This is a genomic window from Pseudomonas sp. NFPP25, from assembly GCF_900116505.1.
GTDB classification, from domain to species: domain Bacteria; phylum Pseudomonadota; class Gammaproteobacteria; order Pseudomonadales; family Pseudomonadaceae; genus Aquipseudomonas; species Aquipseudomonas protegens.
On the sequence record NZ_FPBG01000001.1, the window covers coordinates 757702 to 774124 of the forward strand.

The 16423-nt window shown below is 65.3% G+C and carries 15 protein-coding genes; 1 reads left to right on the forward strand and 14 read right to left on the reverse strand.

Annotation, left to right across the window (positions count from 1 at the left end; all coding sequences use genetic code 11):
* Positions 1 to 24 precede the first annotated feature (24 nt).
* The 11 genes from BM382_RS03240 to arnB all read right to left on the reverse strand — a co-directional run bounded on the left by BM382_RS03240 (position 25) and on the right by arnB (position 12011).
* Positions 25 to 729, reverse strand: coding sequence for an HPP family protein (locus BM382_RS03240; protein ID WP_015635647.1), 705 nt, complete (start codon positions 727 to 729; stop codon positions 25 to 27).
* Positions 730 to 1018: 289 nt separating this feature from the next.
* Positions 1019 to 1534, reverse strand: a complete 516-nt coding sequence (locus BM382_RS03245; protein ID WP_072441811.1) for a GNAT family N-acetyltransferase — start codon at positions 1532 to 1534, stop codon at positions 1019 to 1021.
* A gap of 41 nt (positions 1535 to 1575) precedes the next feature.
* Positions 1576 to 3201 (reverse strand): ArnT family glycosyltransferase, encoded by a 1626-nt coding sequence (locus tag BM382_RS03250; RefSeq protein WP_053151697.1) that lies wholly within the window; start codon positions 3199 to 3201, stop codon positions 1576 to 1578.
* A complete protein-coding gene (locus tag BM382_RS03255) occupies positions 3202 to 4566 on the reverse strand; it encodes a UDP-glucose dehydrogenase family protein (protein ID WP_011061338.1) in 1365 nt (454 codons plus the stop codon).
* On the reverse strand, positions 4563 to 4976 hold the full coding sequence (arnF, locus tag BM382_RS03260; protein WP_015635644.1) for a 4-amino-4-deoxy-L-arabinose-phosphoundecaprenol flippase subunit ArnF: 414 nt from the start codon (positions 4974 to 4976) through the stop codon (positions 4563 to 4565). The genes BM382_RS03255 and arnF overlap by 4 nt, the downstream gene beginning before the upstream one ends.
* The gene (gene arnE, locus BM382_RS03265; protein WP_015635643.1) at positions 4973 to 5317 is read right to left on the reverse strand and encodes a 4-amino-4-deoxy-L-arabinose-phosphoundecaprenol flippase subunit ArnE; all 345 of its coding nucleotides are present in this window, start codon (positions 5315 to 5317) and stop codon (positions 4973 to 4975) included. Before arnE ends, arnF begins: the two co-directional genes overlap by 4 nt.
* Positions 5314 to 6963 carry a lipid IV(A) 4-amino-4-deoxy-L-arabinosyltransferase gene (gene arnT / locus BM382_RS03270; protein WP_072441813.1) on the reverse strand — a complete coding sequence of 550 codons (1650 nt, stop codon included), beginning with the start codon at positions 6961 to 6963 and terminating at the stop codon, positions 5314 to 5316. Before arnT ends, arnE begins: the two co-directional genes overlap by 4 nt.
* Entirely contained in the window at positions 6960 to 7844 is an 885-nt protein-coding gene (gene arnD, locus BM382_RS03275; protein WP_019095578.1) for a 4-deoxy-4-formamido-L-arabinose-phosphoundecaprenol deformylase, read from the reverse strand. The genes arnT and arnD overlap by 4 nt, the downstream gene beginning before the upstream one ends.
* Positions 7844 to 9850 (reverse strand): bifunctional UDP-4-amino-4-deoxy-L-arabinose formyltransferase/UDP-glucuronic acid oxidase ArnA, encoded by a 2007-nt coding sequence (gene arnA, locus BM382_RS03280; RefSeq protein WP_011061333.1) that lies wholly within the window; start codon positions 9848 to 9850, stop codon positions 7844 to 7846. Before arnA ends, arnD begins: the two co-directional genes overlap by 1 nt.
* Positions 9847 to 10866 (reverse strand): undecaprenyl-phosphate 4-deoxy-4-formamido-L-arabinose transferase, encoded by a 1020-nt coding sequence (arnC, locus tag BM382_RS03285; protein ID WP_011061332.1) that lies wholly within the window; start codon positions 10864 to 10866, stop codon positions 9847 to 9849. The genes arnA and arnC overlap by 4 nt, the downstream gene beginning before the upstream one ends.
* Positions 10867 to 10871: 5 nt before the next feature.
* On the reverse strand, positions 10872 to 12011 hold the full coding sequence (gene arnB / locus BM382_RS03290; protein WP_011061331.1) for a UDP-4-amino-4-deoxy-L-arabinose aminotransferase: 1140 nt from the start codon (positions 12009 to 12011) through the stop codon (positions 10872 to 10874).
* A gap of 462 nt (positions 12012 to 12473) precedes the next feature.
* Here arnB and BM382_RS03295 point away from each other — a divergent pair, with 462 nt between their 5' ends.
* The gene (locus BM382_RS03295; RefSeq protein ID WP_011061330.1) at positions 12474 to 13415 is read left to right on the forward strand and encodes a site-specific integrase; all 942 of its coding nucleotides are present in this window, start codon (positions 12474 to 12476) and stop codon (positions 13413 to 13415) included.
* 12 nt (positions 13416 to 13427) lie between these two features.
* On the opposite strand, the gene BM382_RS03300 is transcribed toward BM382_RS03295, so the two are convergent.
* The 3 genes from BM382_RS03300 to BM382_RS03310 all read right to left on the reverse strand — a co-directional run bounded on the left by BM382_RS03300 (position 13428) and on the right by BM382_RS03310 (position 16421).
* Positions 13428 to 13640, reverse strand: coding sequence for a FecR/PupR family sigma factor regulator (locus BM382_RS03300; RefSeq protein WP_011061329.1), 213 nt, complete (start codon positions 13638 to 13640; stop codon positions 13428 to 13430).
* A gap of 109 nt (positions 13641 to 13749) precedes the next feature.
* Complete coding sequence (locus tag BM382_RS03305) at positions 13750 to 14814, reverse strand: ABC transporter ATP-binding protein (protein WP_053158558.1); 1065 nt, start codon at positions 14812 to 14814, stop codon at positions 13750 to 13752.
* Complete coding sequence (locus BM382_RS03310) at positions 14811 to 16421, reverse strand: ABC transporter permease (protein ID WP_072441814.1); 1611 nt, start codon at positions 16419 to 16421, stop codon at positions 14811 to 14813. Before BM382_RS03310 ends, BM382_RS03305 begins: the two co-directional genes overlap by 4 nt.
* Between the last annotated feature and the right edge of the window lie 2 nt (positions 16422 to 16423).

Here is a 16423-nt window from a genome sequence, read left to right on the forward strand (position 1 = left end):
CAAGCCGGCGCCTGGCGCTGGCTGTCAGCGGCGTGAGGCGAGCACCTGGCCGATGCTGCGGCGCCGGGCGTGGGCCTCGCTGGCATGAATCAGCTGTTCGAGGTCTTCGGGGGTGACGTCGAAGAACTCCTCCATCTCCGCCAGGGCCAGTTTCAGGTCCTGGGCCGTGATCGCCAGGCTGTCGCTGGCAGCGGTTGCTGGCAGGAGCGCCGGAGCTTCGCTGGGGCCCTTGGGGTAACGGGTGCGCGTCAGGTTGTTGTAGGCCAGGGCGCTGAGCAACAGGCTGGCGGCGGCCAGCATCACCGGCCCCAGCTCGTACCAGTCCAGGGCCACGCTGGCCGGGTCCGCCAGTACCAGGGTCAGGGCCAGGGCGCCGGCCGGCGGGTGTAGGCAGCGCAACCAGCACATCAGCACCAGGGCCATGCCCGCCGCCAGGCAGGCACTGCCCAAGGTACGGCCCAGTACATGGGCCACCGCCAAGGCCATGACGGCGGCACAGAGGTAGCCGCCAAGAATCGACCAGGGCTGGGCCAGGGCGCCTGAAGACACCGCGAACAGCAGCACCGCCGACGCGCCCAGAGGGCCGATCAGGTGCAGGGCCACCGGCATGCCGAAGACCTGGGCACAGAGCCAGACACTGAACAGGGTGCCCAGGGCCATGCCGATGGCGGCGCGGCTCCATTCCAGTGGGCGGGTATTGATGGCGGCGGGTTTCCAGCGGGCGAACATCGGTAAACGCTTTCCAATCCAGAACGACAGGCAAAAAGAAGGGCTTGCCTGGATGACCAGAAAGCCCTTGAACGTTCCAACATTTGGGGGAGGAACCGGCACAGTGTGCCGAGGAATCTTGTGCCTGACAAATTCATAATAATGCTGCTTCAGTGCATTTATTTTGCACTTAAATACGACAGCCCCTGTAGGAGCCGGCTTGCCGGCGAAGAGGCCTTTGAGTGTGGTGTAGCCCTGGCGGACGCCTTCGCTGGGAAGCCCGCGAAGGCAGCCCATTCCTCACCGGTTTCTACAGCGCCAGGCGCATGGCGCAGCGGCGCGCCGCGGGCAGGCCGTACCGGGCTTCATCGGCCAGCACCTGGCACAGCCGTGGGCCCAGTTGCGCCTGTTCGAGGGTGACAAAGCCCTGGCGCTGGTAGAAGGGTTCGTTCCAGGGCAGTTCGCGAAAGGTGCTCAGGGTCAGGGCTTCAAGCTGCTGCTCCAGAGCGTATTGCCGCGCCGCCTGCAACAGGCGCTTGCCGATGCCATGGCCCTGGTGAGCGCGGGCGACGGAAATCTCCCACACATGCAGTTCCCGGTTGCAGGCTTCGGCGTTGAGAAAGGCGCAAGGGATGTCATCCGCCGTCACCGCCACCCAGACCGGGTGGCGCTGGATATTGGCGCGGTGGCTCGGTACGTCGGCCACTGCGGCGTCTGCCAGCCAGGCCAGTTGCGCATCGGAGCGAAACAGTTCGGCAGCGCAGGTTTCAATGGCGGGAAGAAAGTCGGCGTCGGTCACCCGCGCCCGGCGGATCTCAATAGTCATGGGCGCGAGTGTAGGCAGCGGGCAGGGGCCGTGCAACGCTTTCAGGGTTGCGCGGCGGTTGGCCCGGTCAGGTGCAGGAGGACGAAGTCGTTCTTGTCGAAACGCCCGCTCAACACCGGCTTCAGGTCGGCCAGCGGCGTATTCTGCAGGCTGGCCAGGTCGCTCTGATCGAGGATGACCCAGGCCGGGCCGGGTACCTGAGCCAGGGCGTCTGGGCTTTCGGTGAACTGCGGTTGCAGATCCCGGTCCAGGTTGACCATGAACTTGATGGCCTTGGCGTCCTTGCCCATGCGGTGCAGGACCACCGGTGCCGGGTCGGCCTCGATCAGTTGCATGGCGCTGTGGCTGAAGGTGCGCGTGTCATAGAGACGGTGCTCCACCGGCTCGAAGACTCCGATGTAGCAGGCCCAGACTGCCAGCACTGCGCTGTAGGCCAGGCCCACGGCGCGCCACTGGCGCTTGAACAGCAGCCCCAGCGACAACAGCTGCAACAGGCCGAGCACCAGCAGCATCGGCGTCAACGAGTCGAGTTGCTCGGGGAATTTGCGCCGTAGCACCAGCAAGCCGATGATCAGCAACCCCGGCAGCAGCAGCCACAGGCCCTGGATCGCCCCGCGCAGCCAGGCCAGCAGCCGCCCGCGGCCGGCCTGGAACGGATAGGCGGCAATGATCGCCGCCATGGGCAGCATCGGCAGCAGGTAGCGAGCCTTTTTCGCTTGGGGAATCGACAGGCCGATCATCACGATCAACCCGGCCGCGGTGCACAGGCGCAACAGTTTCAGGCCCGGGCCCTGTTCCGTGGCGCGGGTCAGCAGCACGGCCAGCCACGCCAGGATCGCCAGGGGGTAGGCCAGGGCGTAGTTGCCCAGGGAACTGGTGAAGTAATAGAAGACATCGCTGGAGCCTTCGCTGCCGTCCATGCGCCCCATGAACTGCATGCGGATGACATCGTCGACGAAGGCCTGGCCGCCACTGAGCTTGGCCAACCACAGCAGTAGGCCGACGCAGGCCACCAGCAGCGCCAGGGCGCTGAAACCGACGCTGAACAGCCGCCGCCACTGGCCATTGAGCAGGTAGTAGCTGCACAGCATGCCGGTGGGAATCACCAGGCCGATGGGCCCGCGAATGGCAAAGCCCAGCACCAGCAGGAGGAAGATCCAGCCCAGGCGCCGGCGGGTACCGAAATGGTCATGGGCGTAGCCCAGGTAGAACACGGCCAGGGACACCGCAGCCAGCATCTGGTCCAGGGACACGGCGCGGGTTTCACTGATAAAGGTGTTGCTGAGCAACAGCAGGGCAACGCTGAGCAGGGCCCAGGTGCGGGAATAGGGCGCCAACAGGCGATAGATCAGGCTGACGATCAAGGCCGAGGCGATGGCCGTGGGCAACCAGGCGGTAAGGCTGGTGACTTGCCCCCCTGGCAGGGAGAACAGCCAGACCAGCAGGGTCGAGGCGCTGGAGTAGTCGGCGTAGGGCTGGCCGTAGGTGGTGGGGAAGAACCCCGGCCCGTGGCGCAGCATTTCCTTGGCAAACAGCACGAAGCGCGAATCGAAGCCGATCGCCGACTGGTGGTCGGCGCCGACGCAGAACAGCAGCAGGGCCAGCAACCCCAGCCCCAACGATTGCCAAAGAAGAGTGTTCGAAGGGGAGGAGTGACTGGTGTTCATTCAGGCCTCAGCAGACCACTGCTGGTGGGGGATCGGCAGGTTGCGCGATTCACCGCGGCCAATCGGGAAGTAGGTGAAGCCGTTGCGCGCCAGGCGCTCGGCGTCGTACAGGTTGCGCCCGTCGAAGATCACCGGCGCCTTGAGACGCTGCTGGATCAGGTCGAAATCCGGTGCCTTGAACTGCTGCCACTCGGTGCAGATGACCAGGGCGTCGGCGCCCACCAGTACCGATTCCGGGGTGCCCATGAGCATCAGGCGCGACTCGTCCGGGTACAGGCGCTGGGTTTCCTGCATGGCTTCCGGGTCGAAGGCCCGCACCTGGGCACCGGCGGCGAACAGCGCATCGAGCAGCACCCGGCTCGGGGCGTCGCGCATGTCGTCGGTGTTGGGCTTGAATGCCAGGCCCCACAGGGCAAAGGTCTTGCCTTTGAGGTCGCCCTTGTAGAACGCCTTGATGCGTTCGAACAGCTTGTGCTTCTGCCGCTCGTTGATGGCTTCCACGGCTTGCAACAGGTCGCTGGAGCAGTGGGCTTGCTGGGCACTGTGGATCAGCGCACGCATATCCTTGGGGAAGCAGGAGCCGCCGTAGCCGCAGCCCGGGTAGATGAAGTGGTAGCCGATGCGGGTGTCGGCGCCGATGCCCAGGCGCACCGCTTCGATGTCGGCCCCCAGGTGCTCGGCCAGTTCGGCGATCTGATTGATGAAGCTGATCTTGGTCGCCAGCATGCAGTTGGCGGCGTACTTGGTCAGCTCGGCGCTGCGCAGGTCCATGAACATGATGCGGTCATGGTTGCGGTTGAACGGTGCGTACAGGTCGCGCATCACATCGCGCACTTCTTCGCGCTCGCAGCCGATGATGATCCGGTCCGGCCGGCGGCAGTCGGTGACCGCCGAGCCTTCCTTGAGGAATTCCGGGTTGGAGACGATATCGAATTGCAGCGCACGGCCATCCAGGACCTTCTCGATGTGGGCCTTTAAGGTGTCGCCCGTGCCCACCGGTACGGTGGATTTTTCCACCAGGATTACCGGCTGCTCACGGTGGCGGGCCACCGCGTCGCCCACTGACAGCACGTAGCGCAGGTCCGCCGAACCGTCTTCGCTGGAGGGCGTGCCCACGGCGATGAACAGCACCTGGCCATGCTGCACCGCGAGTTTTTCATCGTGGGTGAAGTGCAGGCGCTTGGCTTCGAGGTTTTCCTTGACCAGGCTGGCCAGCCCCGGCTCGAAGATGCTCACGTGTCCCTGTTGCAGCTGTTTGACCTTTTGCTCGTCAATGTCCATGCAGATGACATCGTGGCCGACTTCAGCCAACACGGCAGCCTGTACGAGGCCGACGTAACCACTTCCAAATACACTGATTTTCATGGGGTATTCCTGGGACTTGTCGCGGGTGCAGATCGAGAGTTGATGGTGATGACCCCGAGGATGACCAGGGCCACCCCGAGGGTTTTGGAAAGCGTGAAAGGCTCGTTGAACAACGGCAGGCTGGCGGCCAGCAGGTAGACCAGGGCGTAGCTGATGCTGAGCAGCGAATAGGCCCGGCCCAGCGGCAGGTCGCGCAAGGCCAGCAGCCAGCAGAGCATCGACAGCGCATAGGCGGCGATGGCCGCGGCCACCACCGCCAGGGCGGCCAGGTCGACGCTGCCGGCACTCAACGCCGGCAACCACTGATCCGGAGCGGGCAGGCGGGTCATGCTCCAGCGCATGCCCAGCTGGGCGCCGCTGACCAGGGCCACGCTGCCCAGGGCGAAGGCAAACCCCTTGGCCCGGCTCATGCGTGGCGACTCAACAGCAGCACGCCGCCGATCACCAGGGCCACGCCGAACCAGTGGCGCCGGTCGATGTGCTCACGGAATACGAAGTGGGCAATCAGGGTGATGAAGACGAAGTTCAGGCTGAGCATCGGGTAGGCCACGCCCACCTCCATGCGTTGCAGCACCAGGAGCCACACCAGCAGGCCCAGGCCGAGGCTGAACAGAGCCAGCCACAGCCAGCCCGAGCGCAGTTTCTGCAGGGCGCTGGAAGGCCGGCCGCGCCAGCTTTCCACGGCGAACTTCTGCGCCACCTGGCCCAGGCAGGTCAGCCCGCAGGCCAGCAACAAAAGCAGCAGGCTCATGGCTGGCCCTGGGGAATGATGAAGATCACGATATTGCCTTGCTCGTAGCGCTTGGCATCCTTGGGCAGCAGCTCGACTTCATGTTCCTCGTCGCTGCTCTTGACCCGCATCACCACGCCGATCGAACCCTGCTTGCGGGCCTCGGCGATCCACGGCTGGACCTGATTGAGGTCGACCTTGCGCGCGGCAGTGTCTTCGTAGCCCAGGCCGTATTTCACTTCGCCTTCGGTGTTGTACAGGGTCACGTCAGGGCGCCGCAGGCGCCAGGCCAGGGCGGAGGCAGCTCCCAGGTCGTTGCTCAGCAGGGCCTTGGCCTGGCCCAGCTCGGCCACGTGATCGATGATGAACTGGTCGGGGATCTTGTTGTAGACCACCGAGTTGGGCAGCGCTGCCGGGGCCAGGGCCACCAGCAGGAAGCTGCCCAGGGCCGGCGCCGCCCACAGGGTCAGGGGGCGCATGGCTTGCAGCAGGTTGCTGAGGATCCAGCCCAACAGCAACACATACACCAGCACCAGGTGCTGCGGCTCGTCCACATACACCGGCTTTTTCATCTGGAAGTACACCAGGGCCAGCAGCCCCAGCAGGCCGGCCACCAGGTTGAGCACGCCGTTGAATGCCAGCAGCCGGGTCTTGCCGGCAGCCAGGCGGTCCACCAGGGTGTTGCCCATCAACAGCGCCAGGGGCAACAGGCACGGCAGGATATAGGCCGGCAGCTTGCCCTTGCTCAGGCTGAAGAAGGCCAGGGGCAGCACCAGCCACAGCAGCAGGAAGCCGCTGCTGTTCTGGCGCCGCTGTTGCCAGGCCTGCTTCAGGCCGGCCGGCAGCAGCAGCACCCAGGGCACGCTGAACCCCACCAGCAACGGCAGGTAGTACCACCACGGCGAGGCGTGCTGGGCATCATCACCGGCAAAACGGCGGATGTGCTCGTGCCAGAAGAAGAAACGCCAGTAGTCCGGTTCCTGGGAGTGCACCGCCAGGGCCCAGGGCAGGCTGATGAGAATGGCCACCAGCACACCGATGCCGCCATAGATCAGCAGCGAGCGCAGGCGCTTCTGCCAGATGGCGTAGGGCAGGGCCACCAGCACCGGCAGCAGCCAGGCCAGAAAGCCCTTGGTCATGAAGCCCATGCCGCAGGCCAGGCCCAGCGCCACCCAGGCCAGCACCTGGCCGCGGGTTGTCCGGCAGTCGAAGGTGAACCACAGCGCCACCAGGCTCAGGTTGACCCAGAAGGTGAATTGCGGATCGAGGTTGGCGTAGCCGGCCTGCAGCGCGACCACGGTAAAGCTCATGTAGAGCAGGGCGCTGGCCAGGCTCTTGCGCGGATCGTTCCACAGGCGCCGGGCCAGCAGGTAGGCCAGGACCACGCTCAGGCCGGTGCTCAGGGCCGAGGCCACGCGCACGCCGAACAGGTTGTCGCCAAACAGCGCCTGGCCGATGGCGATCATCCAGTAGCCGGCCACCGGTTTCTCAAAATAGCGGATGCCCATGAAGTGCGGCGACGCCCATTTGCCGGTCAGGAGCATTTCCTGGCTGATCTGCGCGTAGCGGGTTTCATCGGGAATCCACAGGCCGTGGGTGGCCAGGGGCAGCAGGTAGAACAGGCCAAACGCGATCAGCAGCAGCGGCAGAGCCCAACGTCTGGTCATGCGCCTTGCACTCCCAGCCAGCCTTCACGGCCTTCCAGCACACCGCGCACCACCTTGCCCGCGGGCAGGCTGGCCAGATCCGCCGGGAGCATGTCGCCCAGGGGTTGGAAGTGGATGTCGCGCTGCCTGGCGCTGGCCAGCAGCTGGCGAAAATCGTTGGCCATGAGAATCCCTTCTACTTCTGCATGCACGGTATAGACGTTGAGTTTGTCCGGGCTGAACCGGTCGAGGATGTAACTGTTGAAATCCTTGGCGGCCACCACCGGCCCGACCACTTCGTCGAAGGTCGGCAGGTCCACCGGAATCTGTGGTGCGCCCAGGCTGCCGTCCGCCAGGCGTGGCAGGAACAGGCTCTGGCCGCGGCAGTCGCTGTTGTAGCGAAAGCCGAATTGCTGTTTGGCTTCGATGACGCGTTCGTCGGCGCGCCAACCGGCGGACGCCGAGCAGCTCACCGCTTGCCCGAGAATATCGTTGAGGCTGTCGACGCCACGGCGGATCTGTTCGATCAGCTGTGCCTGGCTCCAGCGCCCGGTATTGGCCTGCCAGCCGTGGTGATCCCAGGCGTGCAGGCCGACTTCATGACCGGCGGCCAGGGTCTGGCGCATCAAGTGCCCCAGGTCCCGGCCAATGGGTTTACCCGGCCAGGCCGTGCCGGCCAGGAGAATGTCCCAGCCGTACAGGCCCGCGGCATTGGACCGCAGCATTTTCCAGAGGAACTGCGGACGGATCAGGCGCCACAGGTGGCGCCCCATGTTGTCCGGCCCGACGCTGAAGAAGAAGGTGGCCTTGACCCCGGCTTCATCCAGCGATTCGAGCAGCCGCGGCACCCCCTCCCGGGTGCCGCGGTAGGTATCGACATCAATGCGCAGACCTGCCTGCATCAGCGTGCTTCTTGCTTGGCGCGGTCGGCGATTTCCAGCATCGCTTCACGCAGGAAGAAGTCCAGGGTATTGCCGATGGTTTCGCTCATTTCCACGGTCGGCTCCCAGTTCAGCAGGCGCTTGGCGTTGTCGATGCTTGGCTTGCGGTGTTCCACGTCCTGATAGCCGGCACCGTAGAACGCCTTGCTCTCCACATCGCGGAAACCGGCGAACGGCGGGAAGTTGCCGCGCAGCGGGTGAGCTTCGAACTGGCGCAGCAGCTCTTCGCCCAGCTGACGGATGCTGGCTTCGTTGTCCGGGTTGCCGATGTTGATGATCTGGCCGTTGCAGCAGTCGTTTTCGTTGTCGACGATGCGTGCCAGGGCTTCGATGCCGTCGGCGATGTCGGTGAAGCAGCGCTTCTGCTCGCCACCGTCGAACAGACGGATCGGGGTGCCTTCCACCAGGTTGAGGATCAACTGGGTGATGGCCCGGGAGCTGCCGATGCGTGCCGAGTCCAGGCGGTCCAGGCGCGGGCCCATCCAGTTGAAGGGACGGAACAGGGTGAAGTTCAGGCCCTTGGCGCCGTAGGCCCAGATCACCCGGTCCAGCAGCTGCTTGGAGACCGAGTAGATCCAGCGCTGCTTGTTGATCGGGCCGACGATCAGGTTGGAGGTGTCTTCGTCGAAGTTCTTGTCCTGGCACATGCCATAGACTTCCGAAGTCGACGGGAAGATCACGCGCTTGTTGTACTTGACGCAGTAGCGAACCAGCTTGAGGTTCTCTTCGAAGTCCAGCTCGAACACGCGCAACGGGTTGCGGGTGTACTCGATCGGGGTGGCGATGGCCACCAGTGGCAGGACCACGTCGCACTTCTTGATGTGATATTCGATCCACTCGGAGTGAATGCTGATATCGCCTTCGACGAAGTGGAAGTTCGGATGGCTGCGCAGGCGCTCGATGGCGTCGGAGCCGATGTCCAGGCCATAGACGTCGTACTTGTCGTCACGCAACAGGCGCTCGGACAGGTGGTTACCGATAAAGCCGTTGACGCCCAGGATCAGTACGCGGGTGCGACGTGGCTTGCGCCCCGATTCGGCGCCGCGCAGCAGGGAACCGTCCACCAGGCCCAGTTCGTTGGCCAGTTGCGGGCCACCCAGGAACAGGCCGTTGGCGTTGCGCTGGCCGGAGGTGATCACCAGGGAGTCCTGGCCACAGGCGATGCGCAGCGGGTCGACGCTGATGACCCGGCCCGGGGCCTGGCCTTCGTTGCCCTTGGCGACTTCGGCGCTCCAGACGATCAGCTTGTGCTCGCCCACGGCGCAGAAGGCGCCCGGGTAGGGTTGAGTCACGGCGCGCACCAGGTTGAACAGCTCTTCGGCCGGACGCTGCCAGTCGATCTTGCCGTCCGCCGCGGTGCGACGACCGAAGTAGCTGGCCTTGGACTCGTCCTGGGCGGTTTCGGTGATCTTGCCCTGGGCCAGTGCCGGCAGGGTGTCGCGCAGCAGGCTGGCGGCGGCGTCACGCAGTTTGTGGTGCAGGCTCAGCGCGGTGTCGCTGCGCTCGATGGCCACACGCTCCTGGGCAATGATGGCACCGGCATCGGCACGCTTGACCATGCGGTGCAGGGTCACGCCGGTTTCGGTTTCGCCCTTGACCAGCACCCAGTTGGCCGGTGCGCGGCCACGGTAGCGCGGCAGCAGCGAGCCGTGCAGGTTGAACGCGCCTTTGCTGGCAGTGGCCAGCAGCGGCTCGCTCAGCAGGTTGCGGTAATAGAAGGAGAACAGGTAGTCGGGGTTGAGCTTGGCGATGCGCTCGATCCACAGCGGGTGGTTGGCATCTTCCGGGGCATGCACGGCAATGCCCTTGCGGGCGCAGAGCTGGGCCACCGAGCCGTAGAAGGTGTTTTCCTTGGGGTCATCGGCGTGGGTGAACACGGCGGCGATCTCGTAACCTGCGTTGAGCAGGGCTTCGATGCCAGCACAGCCAATATCGTGGTAGGCGAAGACAACAGCTTTATTGCTCATGGCGAAACCTGATCAGTATGAGTGGAAGTTAAACCGTCGACAGTCACAGCAGGGGCCGGGGCCGCAGGCTGGCTGCGCAAGACTTTTTCGATGAAGAAACGCGGGCGGGCCCGCACGTCGCTGTACATGCGTCCCAGGTATTCACCCAAAAGACCCATGCCGATGAACTGGCCACCGGTGAACACGAACAGCACCGCGAACAGCACGAAGGTGCCGTCGCCGGCCCAGGTGGCGCCGAAGATCAGGCGCAGCACGATCAGCATCAGGGCAAACAGCGCGCCGAGGCCGGCCATGCCGAAACCGATGATGCTCAACAGCCGCAGGGGCGTGGTGGTCATGCAGGTGATCAAGTCGAACATCAGGTTGATCAGGCGCATCGGGCTGTACTTGGAGTCGCCGTGCTCGCGCTCGGCGTGCTCCACCAGCACCTCGGTGGTGTGCCGGGCAAAGCTGTTGGCCAGGATCGGGATGAAGGTGCTGCGCTCGGTGCAGGCCAGCATCGCGTCGATGATGGTCCGGCGATAGGCCCGCAGCATGCAGCCGTAGTCGCTCATGGCCACACCGGTGGAACGCTGCACGGCCAGGTTGATCAGCTTCGAGGGCCAGCGGCGGAACGCCGAGTCCTGCCGGTTGTTGCGCACGGTGCCGACCACGTCGTAGCCCAGTTCGGCCTGAGCCACCAGGCGCGGGATTTCTTCCGGCGGGTTCTGCAGGTCGGCGTCGAGGGTGATCACCACATCGCCACGGCACTGCTCGAAGCCGGCCATGATCGCCGCATGCTGGCCGTAGTTGCGGTTGAGGATCACCGCCACTACCGGGCTGTCTTCGCGCTCGGCGGCAGCTTGCAGGATGTTCGCCGACTCGTCGCGGCTGCCGTCGTCCACCAGGACGATTTCAAACTCGTGCTTGAGCTGGCGGCAGGCCGCTTCGGTGCGCCGCAACAGCTCGGGGAGGCTCTGTTCTTCGTTGTAGACCGGGATCACGATCGACACGAACTGAATCGGATAAGGTTTCAAAGGCTTCAGTCCAAAAGGTTTGCAATGGCACCGGTCACCCGCTCGACATCGTCGAGGGTCATGTCCGGAAACAGTGGAATCGAGCATAGCCGCGCCGAATTCCATTCGGTATGGGGCAGCTGCACTTCAGGGAAGCGCTGTCGGTAATAGGTATGCAGGTGCGTCGCAATGAAGTGGATACCGGTGCCGATATTCTGTTCCTGCAGGCCTTTCATGAAGGCTTCGCGGTCCAGGCCGCAGCGTTCGGCGTCGATGCGCAGGATGAACAGGTGCCAGGCATGCTGCTGCGGGTACTGGGGCAGGAGCAGGGGCTGTACCGGCAAGCCTTCCAGGCGCTGCAGGTAGGCCTTGGCCAGCACTTCACGCTTGGCGTTGATCTCGTCCAGGCGTTGCAGTTGCACCAGGGCAATGGCCGCGTTCATGTCCGCCAGGTTGTACTTGAAGCCGGGCTCGATGACCTGGGCCTGTGGCTTGCGGCCATGGGTCAGGCGGTCGTAGGCGTCCACTCCCAGGCCGTGGAACTTGAGCATGCGCACGCGGTTGGCCAGGGCTTCGTCATCGCTGACGAACATCGCGCCTTCGGCGCACGTCATGTTCTTGATCGCGTGGAAGGAAAAGATCGCCGTGCCCCGGGCGCCGATGGCGCGGCCGCGGTAGGTGGTACCGGCGGCGTGGGCGGCGTCTTCGATTACCGCGATGCCGTGCTTGTCGGCCAGGGCATAGAGCGGGTCGAGGTCGAAGGCTGCGCCGGCGTAGTGCACCGGGATGATCGCCTTGGTCCGCGGGGTGATGGCGGCTTCGATGGTGGCGGCGTCGCTCATCAGGGTGTCGGGGTCGACATCGACGAACACCGGGGTGGCGCCCAGCAGGCAGATCATGTTGGCGGTGGAGACCCAGGTCTGCGACGGGGTGATCACTTCATCCCCGGGGCCGATGCCCAGGGCCAGCAGGGTGATGTGCATGGCGCCGGTGGCGGAGGACAGTGCCACGGCGTGGCGGGCGCCGACGCGTTCGGCGAACTGCTGTTCCAGTTCCTGGTTTTTCGGGCCGGTGGTGATCCAGCCGGAGCGCAGAACCTGCTCCACTGCAGCAATCTCTTCTTCGCCAATACTCGGGCGCGAGAAAGGAAGGAAAGCCTGGTTCATGGTTACCTCGGGTTTACACAATGCGAATTACTGGAATACGGGTTGCTGCGGGTGAACGGACAGTTCATGGAAAGCGGGGAGGTCTTGCAGTCATCAAGGCGCATCCAGTTATTGAGCCAACAGGGCATTCCATGCAGCGAATCAGTAAAGACTGGGTTTGTGAAAAGTAAAGGTGGATCAAGGTGTTATCTTTACAACCTGAGAACAAACTGCACTCGGATGGTTGTCTGTCGGGGGCTGAGATTAAGCCGAAAATTGTGAAACGAATATGAAAAATAAGGTAAAAGTCCGTTTTTCTGCGAGCCAGACAGCTAGTGTTCAGTTTGTTTCCAAAGTTATCGAAGTGCGCAGGCCTGGCGGCTTTTGTAACCAGTTTTCAATGGGTATTGAAGGGGCCTGCGGGAGTGTTTTTTTCACCTCGCCAAGGTGCTACCCGGTACAACCTTGCCCAGCGGAGCATCCATGAACCCGCCGGGCCATGACCGCGCCGCCGGCCTTGACGCGCCCAACCCCTTGAGCCTGTACCTGAAGCGCCTGGCCCCCTCCAGCCAGTCGACCCTGCGTTATGTGCTGCAGGACGCCGCCGACCGCCTGGGCTACGCCGAGCAGAACCTGGAAGAAATCCCCTGGCACCTGCTGCAACCCGAGCATGTCACGGCCCTGGTGGCCACCTTGCGCGAAGACGGGTATGCGCCCAATACCTCATCGCTGTACGTCAACGCCCTGCGCGGGGTGATGAACGAGGCGTGGCGTGCCAGCCTGATCAGCCAGGACCACCTGCTGAAGATGCGTTCGGTCAAGGCCATCAGCGGCACGCGCCTGGCCCGCGGGCGCAACCTCAAGCGCGGCCTGATCCATGAACTGATGGCCGTGTGCGCTTCCGACCCGCGCCCCCAGGGCGTGCGCGATGCAGCGCTGATTGCGCTGCTCTATGGCTCGGGCATGCGCAAGTCCGAGTCGGTCAACCTGGACCTGGCCCAGGTGGATTTCAGCGAGCGCAGCCTGCAGGTGCTGGCCAAGGGCAATCGTCAGTTGATCAAGTACGCACCCACCTGGGCTTTCGACAAGCTGCAGGCCTGGCTGGAGCTGCGCCGCCGGCATCTGCCCGCGGGCCTGGTAGACGACCCGTTCCTGTTCAACCGCATCCGCCGGGGCGGGCACATCACTCGCGAGCGCATCACCAAGCACGCCATCTACTACATTGCCCGGCAACGCGGGGCCCAGGTGGGCGTGCGGATCATGCCCCATGATTTCCGGCGCTCGTTCATCACCCGGGTGATTGAGGAACACGACCTGTCGCTGGCGCAGAAACTGGCTCACCACAGCAACATCCAGACCACGGCCAGCTATGACCTGCGCGATGACAACGAACGGCGCCGGGCCATCGACCGCTTCGATCTGTAGGCCGTGGCAGGGTCAGAGCGAGGGCAGGGTGGGCGACAACTGCCCGGTGAGGTCCCAGGCTTCCAGCATCTTCGCGTACTCGAAGGCATGGCTCGGGTCGCTCTGCAGCCAGTCCTCGAATGCCCGGCGCTCGGCCAGGCTGCAATCGGCCTCGCGCAGGCGCATGCACCAGTGCGCGGCCTGCATCATCAGGTATTCCTCTGCTTGGCTGGCAGAATCAGTCATGGTTCATTCCTTGTTCAAGGTGGAGCCGGTAGCCACGGTGTACAGCGGCATGGCTGAAGTATCGGAGCGATTGCCGCGCGTGACCATGATCAAGGGCAGCATCCTTCACTCAAGCACCGGGGGCCGCCCCCAGCACATGGGCATGCCCCAGGGTGCGGATGCGCACCCGGCTGCCGACCGGTAGCGCATGCAGGCCGGAACTGCGGACCGGCACCAGTTGTTCATGGCCCCCGGCACCGGCCACGCCGATGCTCAGGGTGCAGGTGTTGCCGGCAAAGTCGCAGTCCCTGACCACTCCCGGGCAACTGCCGGCGCCATCGCCGTCGTCCGCCAGCACCTGCAGTTGCTCGGGGCGCAGCATGATCCGCGCCGGGCCCTTGAGCGAGCGCTCGCGGATCGGCACCTGCCCCAGGTCACATTGGGCCAGCCCCTGGTCCAGCTGCGCCGGCAGCAGCACCGCCTCGCCGAGAAACAGCGCAGTCTGGGCATCCCGCGGGTGCTGGTACAGCTCCAGCGGCGCACCGGCCTGCACCAGCCGGCCCTGGCGCATCACCGCCAGCTGGTCGGCAAAGGACAAGGCCTCGGCCTGGTCATGGGTGACCAGAATGGTGGTCACCCCGGCCTCAGCCAGGAGCCGTGCCACGGCCTTGCGCATCGAGGCCCGCAGGCCGGTATCGAGGGCGGAAAAGGGCTCGTCCAGGAGCATCAGCCGCGGGCGCTGCGCCAGGGCCCGGGCCAGGGCAACCCGCTGCTGCTGGCCGCCGGAAAGCTCGTGGGGCCAACGGGCGGCCAGGCTGCTATCCAGAGCCACCATGTCCAGCAGCTCGGCAATGCGCTGCTGCCTCTGCGGGTTCTTGCCCGTCAGGCCGAAGCCGATATTGGCCGCCACGTTGAGGTGCGGAAACAGCGCGCCATCCTGGGGTACATAGCCGATCAGGCGCTGATGGGCCGGCACCGCGCCCTGAGCGTCCGCCAGCACCTGGCCATTGAGGCTGATGCGCCCGCGATCGGGAAACTCGAAGCCGGCGATCATTCGCAGCAAGGTGGTCTTGCCCGAGCCCGAAGGGCCGACGATAGCCGTGCGGCTGCCGGCGGGCATGCTGAGGCTGATGTCCTGCACCGCCGGCACGCCGCCGAAGGATTTGTGCACTGCGTGGAGTTCGAGAGCGTTCATCGGCCCGCCGTACGTCTGGATTGATGGTAGAGGAGGCCGGTCAACGGCAGGGACAGCAGGATCATGATCAGGGCATAGGGTGCCGCGGCGGCGTAGTCGATCTCGCTGGTCCTGGCCCAGAAGCCGGTGGCCAGGGTGCGGGTGCCGTTGGGCGCCAGCAGCAGGGTCGCGGTCAGTTCATTGCTGATGGCCAGGAATACCAGCGCCGCGCCGGCTGCCGCTCCCGGTGCCGCCAGGCGCAGGGTGACCCGCCACAGCGCCTGGAGCGGCGAGCGGCCCAGGCTGCGGGCGATGTTTTCCAGCTCCACCGGTGCCTGGGCGATACCCGCCCGCAGGCTGACCAGGGCCCGGGGCAGGAACATCAGCAGGTAGGCCAGGAGCACGGTGAAGCTGGTCTGGTAGATCGGCCTGGCGAATTTCACCGTGACCGTCACCAGGGCCAGGGCCACCACGATGCCGGGCAGGGAACTGGTGAGGTAGTTGCAGCTTTCCAGTAGCCGCAGCAGGCGCCCCGGGGCACGGATCGACAGCCAGGCCACGGGGATCGCCGCACAGGTGGTCAACAGCGCCCCCAGGCTGGCCAGCATCAGGGTCTGGCGCAGGCTGGGCAGCAGCTCCGGCACCTGCCAGACCTCAAGGCCGCCGGCCAGCAGCCAGTTGCCCAGGGTCAGCAGGGGCACGCCCAGGGCCAGAGCACTGGTCAGCGCCGCCAGCAACAGCCCGGCGGCCCGGGCCACGCCGCGCAAGGCCTGCATGCGCTGGGGCCGCGGGCTGCCCGAGCCGACCCGGGCATAGCGCGCCTGGCCACGGCTGGCGGACTCCACCCCCAGCAGCACCAGGCAGCACAGCACCAGGATGCCCGCCAGCATGTTCGCCGCCGGGCCGTTGTAGGTGGATTGGAACTGGTCGTAGATGGCGGTGGTAAAGGTGTCGAAGCGGATCATTGCGTACAGGCCGTACTCGGCCAGCAAATGCAGGCCTACCAGTAATGCGCCGCCGCCCACGGCCAGGCGCAACTGTGGCAGTACCACCCGCAGGAACAGGGCCCAGGGTTCGAGCCCCAGGGCCTCGGCCACGTCTTCCAGGGCCGGATCCAGCCGGCGCAGGGTGGCCGCCGCCGGCAGGTAGACAAAGGGGAAGTAAGCAATCACCGACACCAGCACCGCCGCTGGCAAGCCGTGCAGCGCGGGCGCCAGGCTGACCCAGGCATAGCTGTGGACGAACGCCGGCACGGCCAGGGGCGCCACGGCCAGCAGCGACCAGATGCGCCGCCCGGGCAGGTCGCTGCGTTCGGTCAGCCAGGCCAGCGCAATCCCCAGCAGCACGCACAGCGGCAGGGTCAGCACCAGCAGCAACAGGGTATTGCCCAGCAGCTGCGCGACTCGCGGGCGCAGCACCAGCTCGGCGATGGTCGCCCAACCGGTCTGGATCGAGATGCCGACGACAAATCCCAGGGGCAGCAGCGCCCACAGCGACACCAGCAGCGCCGCGCCCAACAGCCAGGGAGCGGCCCGCCGTCCCGGCCCGTGGCGGCGATAGCCAGTGTGGGTCGCGGCAGCGACCCGGGTCGTATCCCCGGCGGGCAAGCGTGAGAGGTCGTCGGCCATGG

What these genes read in the sequence shown, in the direction of transcription:
- BM382_RS03240 (WP_015635647.1), bottom strand. Translation starts at nt 729, where the DNA reads ATGTTCGCCCGCTGGAAACCCGCCGCCATCAATACCCGCCCACTGGAA.
- BM382_RS03245 (WP_072441811.1), bottom strand. Translation starts at nt 1,534, where the DNA reads ATGACTATTGAGATCCGCCGGGCGCGGGTGACCGACGCCGACTTTCTT.
- BM382_RS03250 (WP_053151697.1), bottom strand. Translation starts at nt 3,201, where the DNA reads ATGAACACCAGTCACTCCTCCCCTTCGAACACTCTTCTTTGGCAATCG.
- BM382_RS03255 (WP_011061338.1), bottom strand. Translation starts at nt 4,566, where the DNA reads ATGAAAATCAGTGTATTTGGAAGTGGTTACGTCGGCCTCGTACAGGCT.
- arnF (WP_015635644.1), bottom strand. Translation starts at nt 4,976, where the DNA reads ATGAGCCGGGCCAAGGGGTTTGCCTTCGCCCTGGGCAGCGTGGCCCTG.
- arnE (WP_015635643.1), bottom strand. Translation starts at nt 5,317, where the DNA reads ATGAGCCTGCTGCTTTTGTTGCTGGCCTGCGGGCTGACCTGCCTGGGC.
- arnT (WP_072441813.1), bottom strand. Translation starts at nt 6,963, where the DNA reads ATGACCAGACGTTGGGCTCTGCCGCTGCTGCTGATCGCGTTTGGCCTG.
- arnD (WP_019095578.1), bottom strand. Translation starts at nt 7,844, where the DNA reads ATGCAGGCAGGTCTGCGCATTGATGTCGATACCTACCGCGGCACCCGG.
- arnA (WP_011061333.1), bottom strand. Translation starts at nt 9,850, where the DNA reads ATGAGCAATAAAGCTGTTGTCTTCGCCTACCACGATATTGGCTGTGCT.
- arnB (WP_011061331.1), bottom strand. Translation starts at nt 12,011, where the DNA reads ATGAACCAGGCTTTCCTTCCTTTCTCGCGCCCGAGTATTGGCGAAGAA.
- BM382_RS03295 (WP_011061330.1), top strand. Translation starts at nt 12,474, where the DNA reads ATGAACCCGCCGGGCCATGACCGCGCCGCCGGCCTTGACGCGCCCAAC.
- BM382_RS03300 (WP_011061329.1), bottom strand. Translation starts at nt 13,640, where the DNA reads ATGACTGATTCTGCCAGCCAAGCAGAGGAATACCTGATGATGCAGGCC.
- BM382_RS03305 (WP_053158558.1), bottom strand. Translation starts at nt 14,814, where the DNA reads ATGAACGCTCTCGAACTCCACGCAGTGCACAAATCCTTCGGCGGCGTG.
- BM382_RS03310 (WP_072441814.1), bottom strand. Translation starts at nt 16,421, where the DNA reads ATGGCCGACGACCTCTCACGCTTGCCCGCCGGGGATACGACCCGGGTC.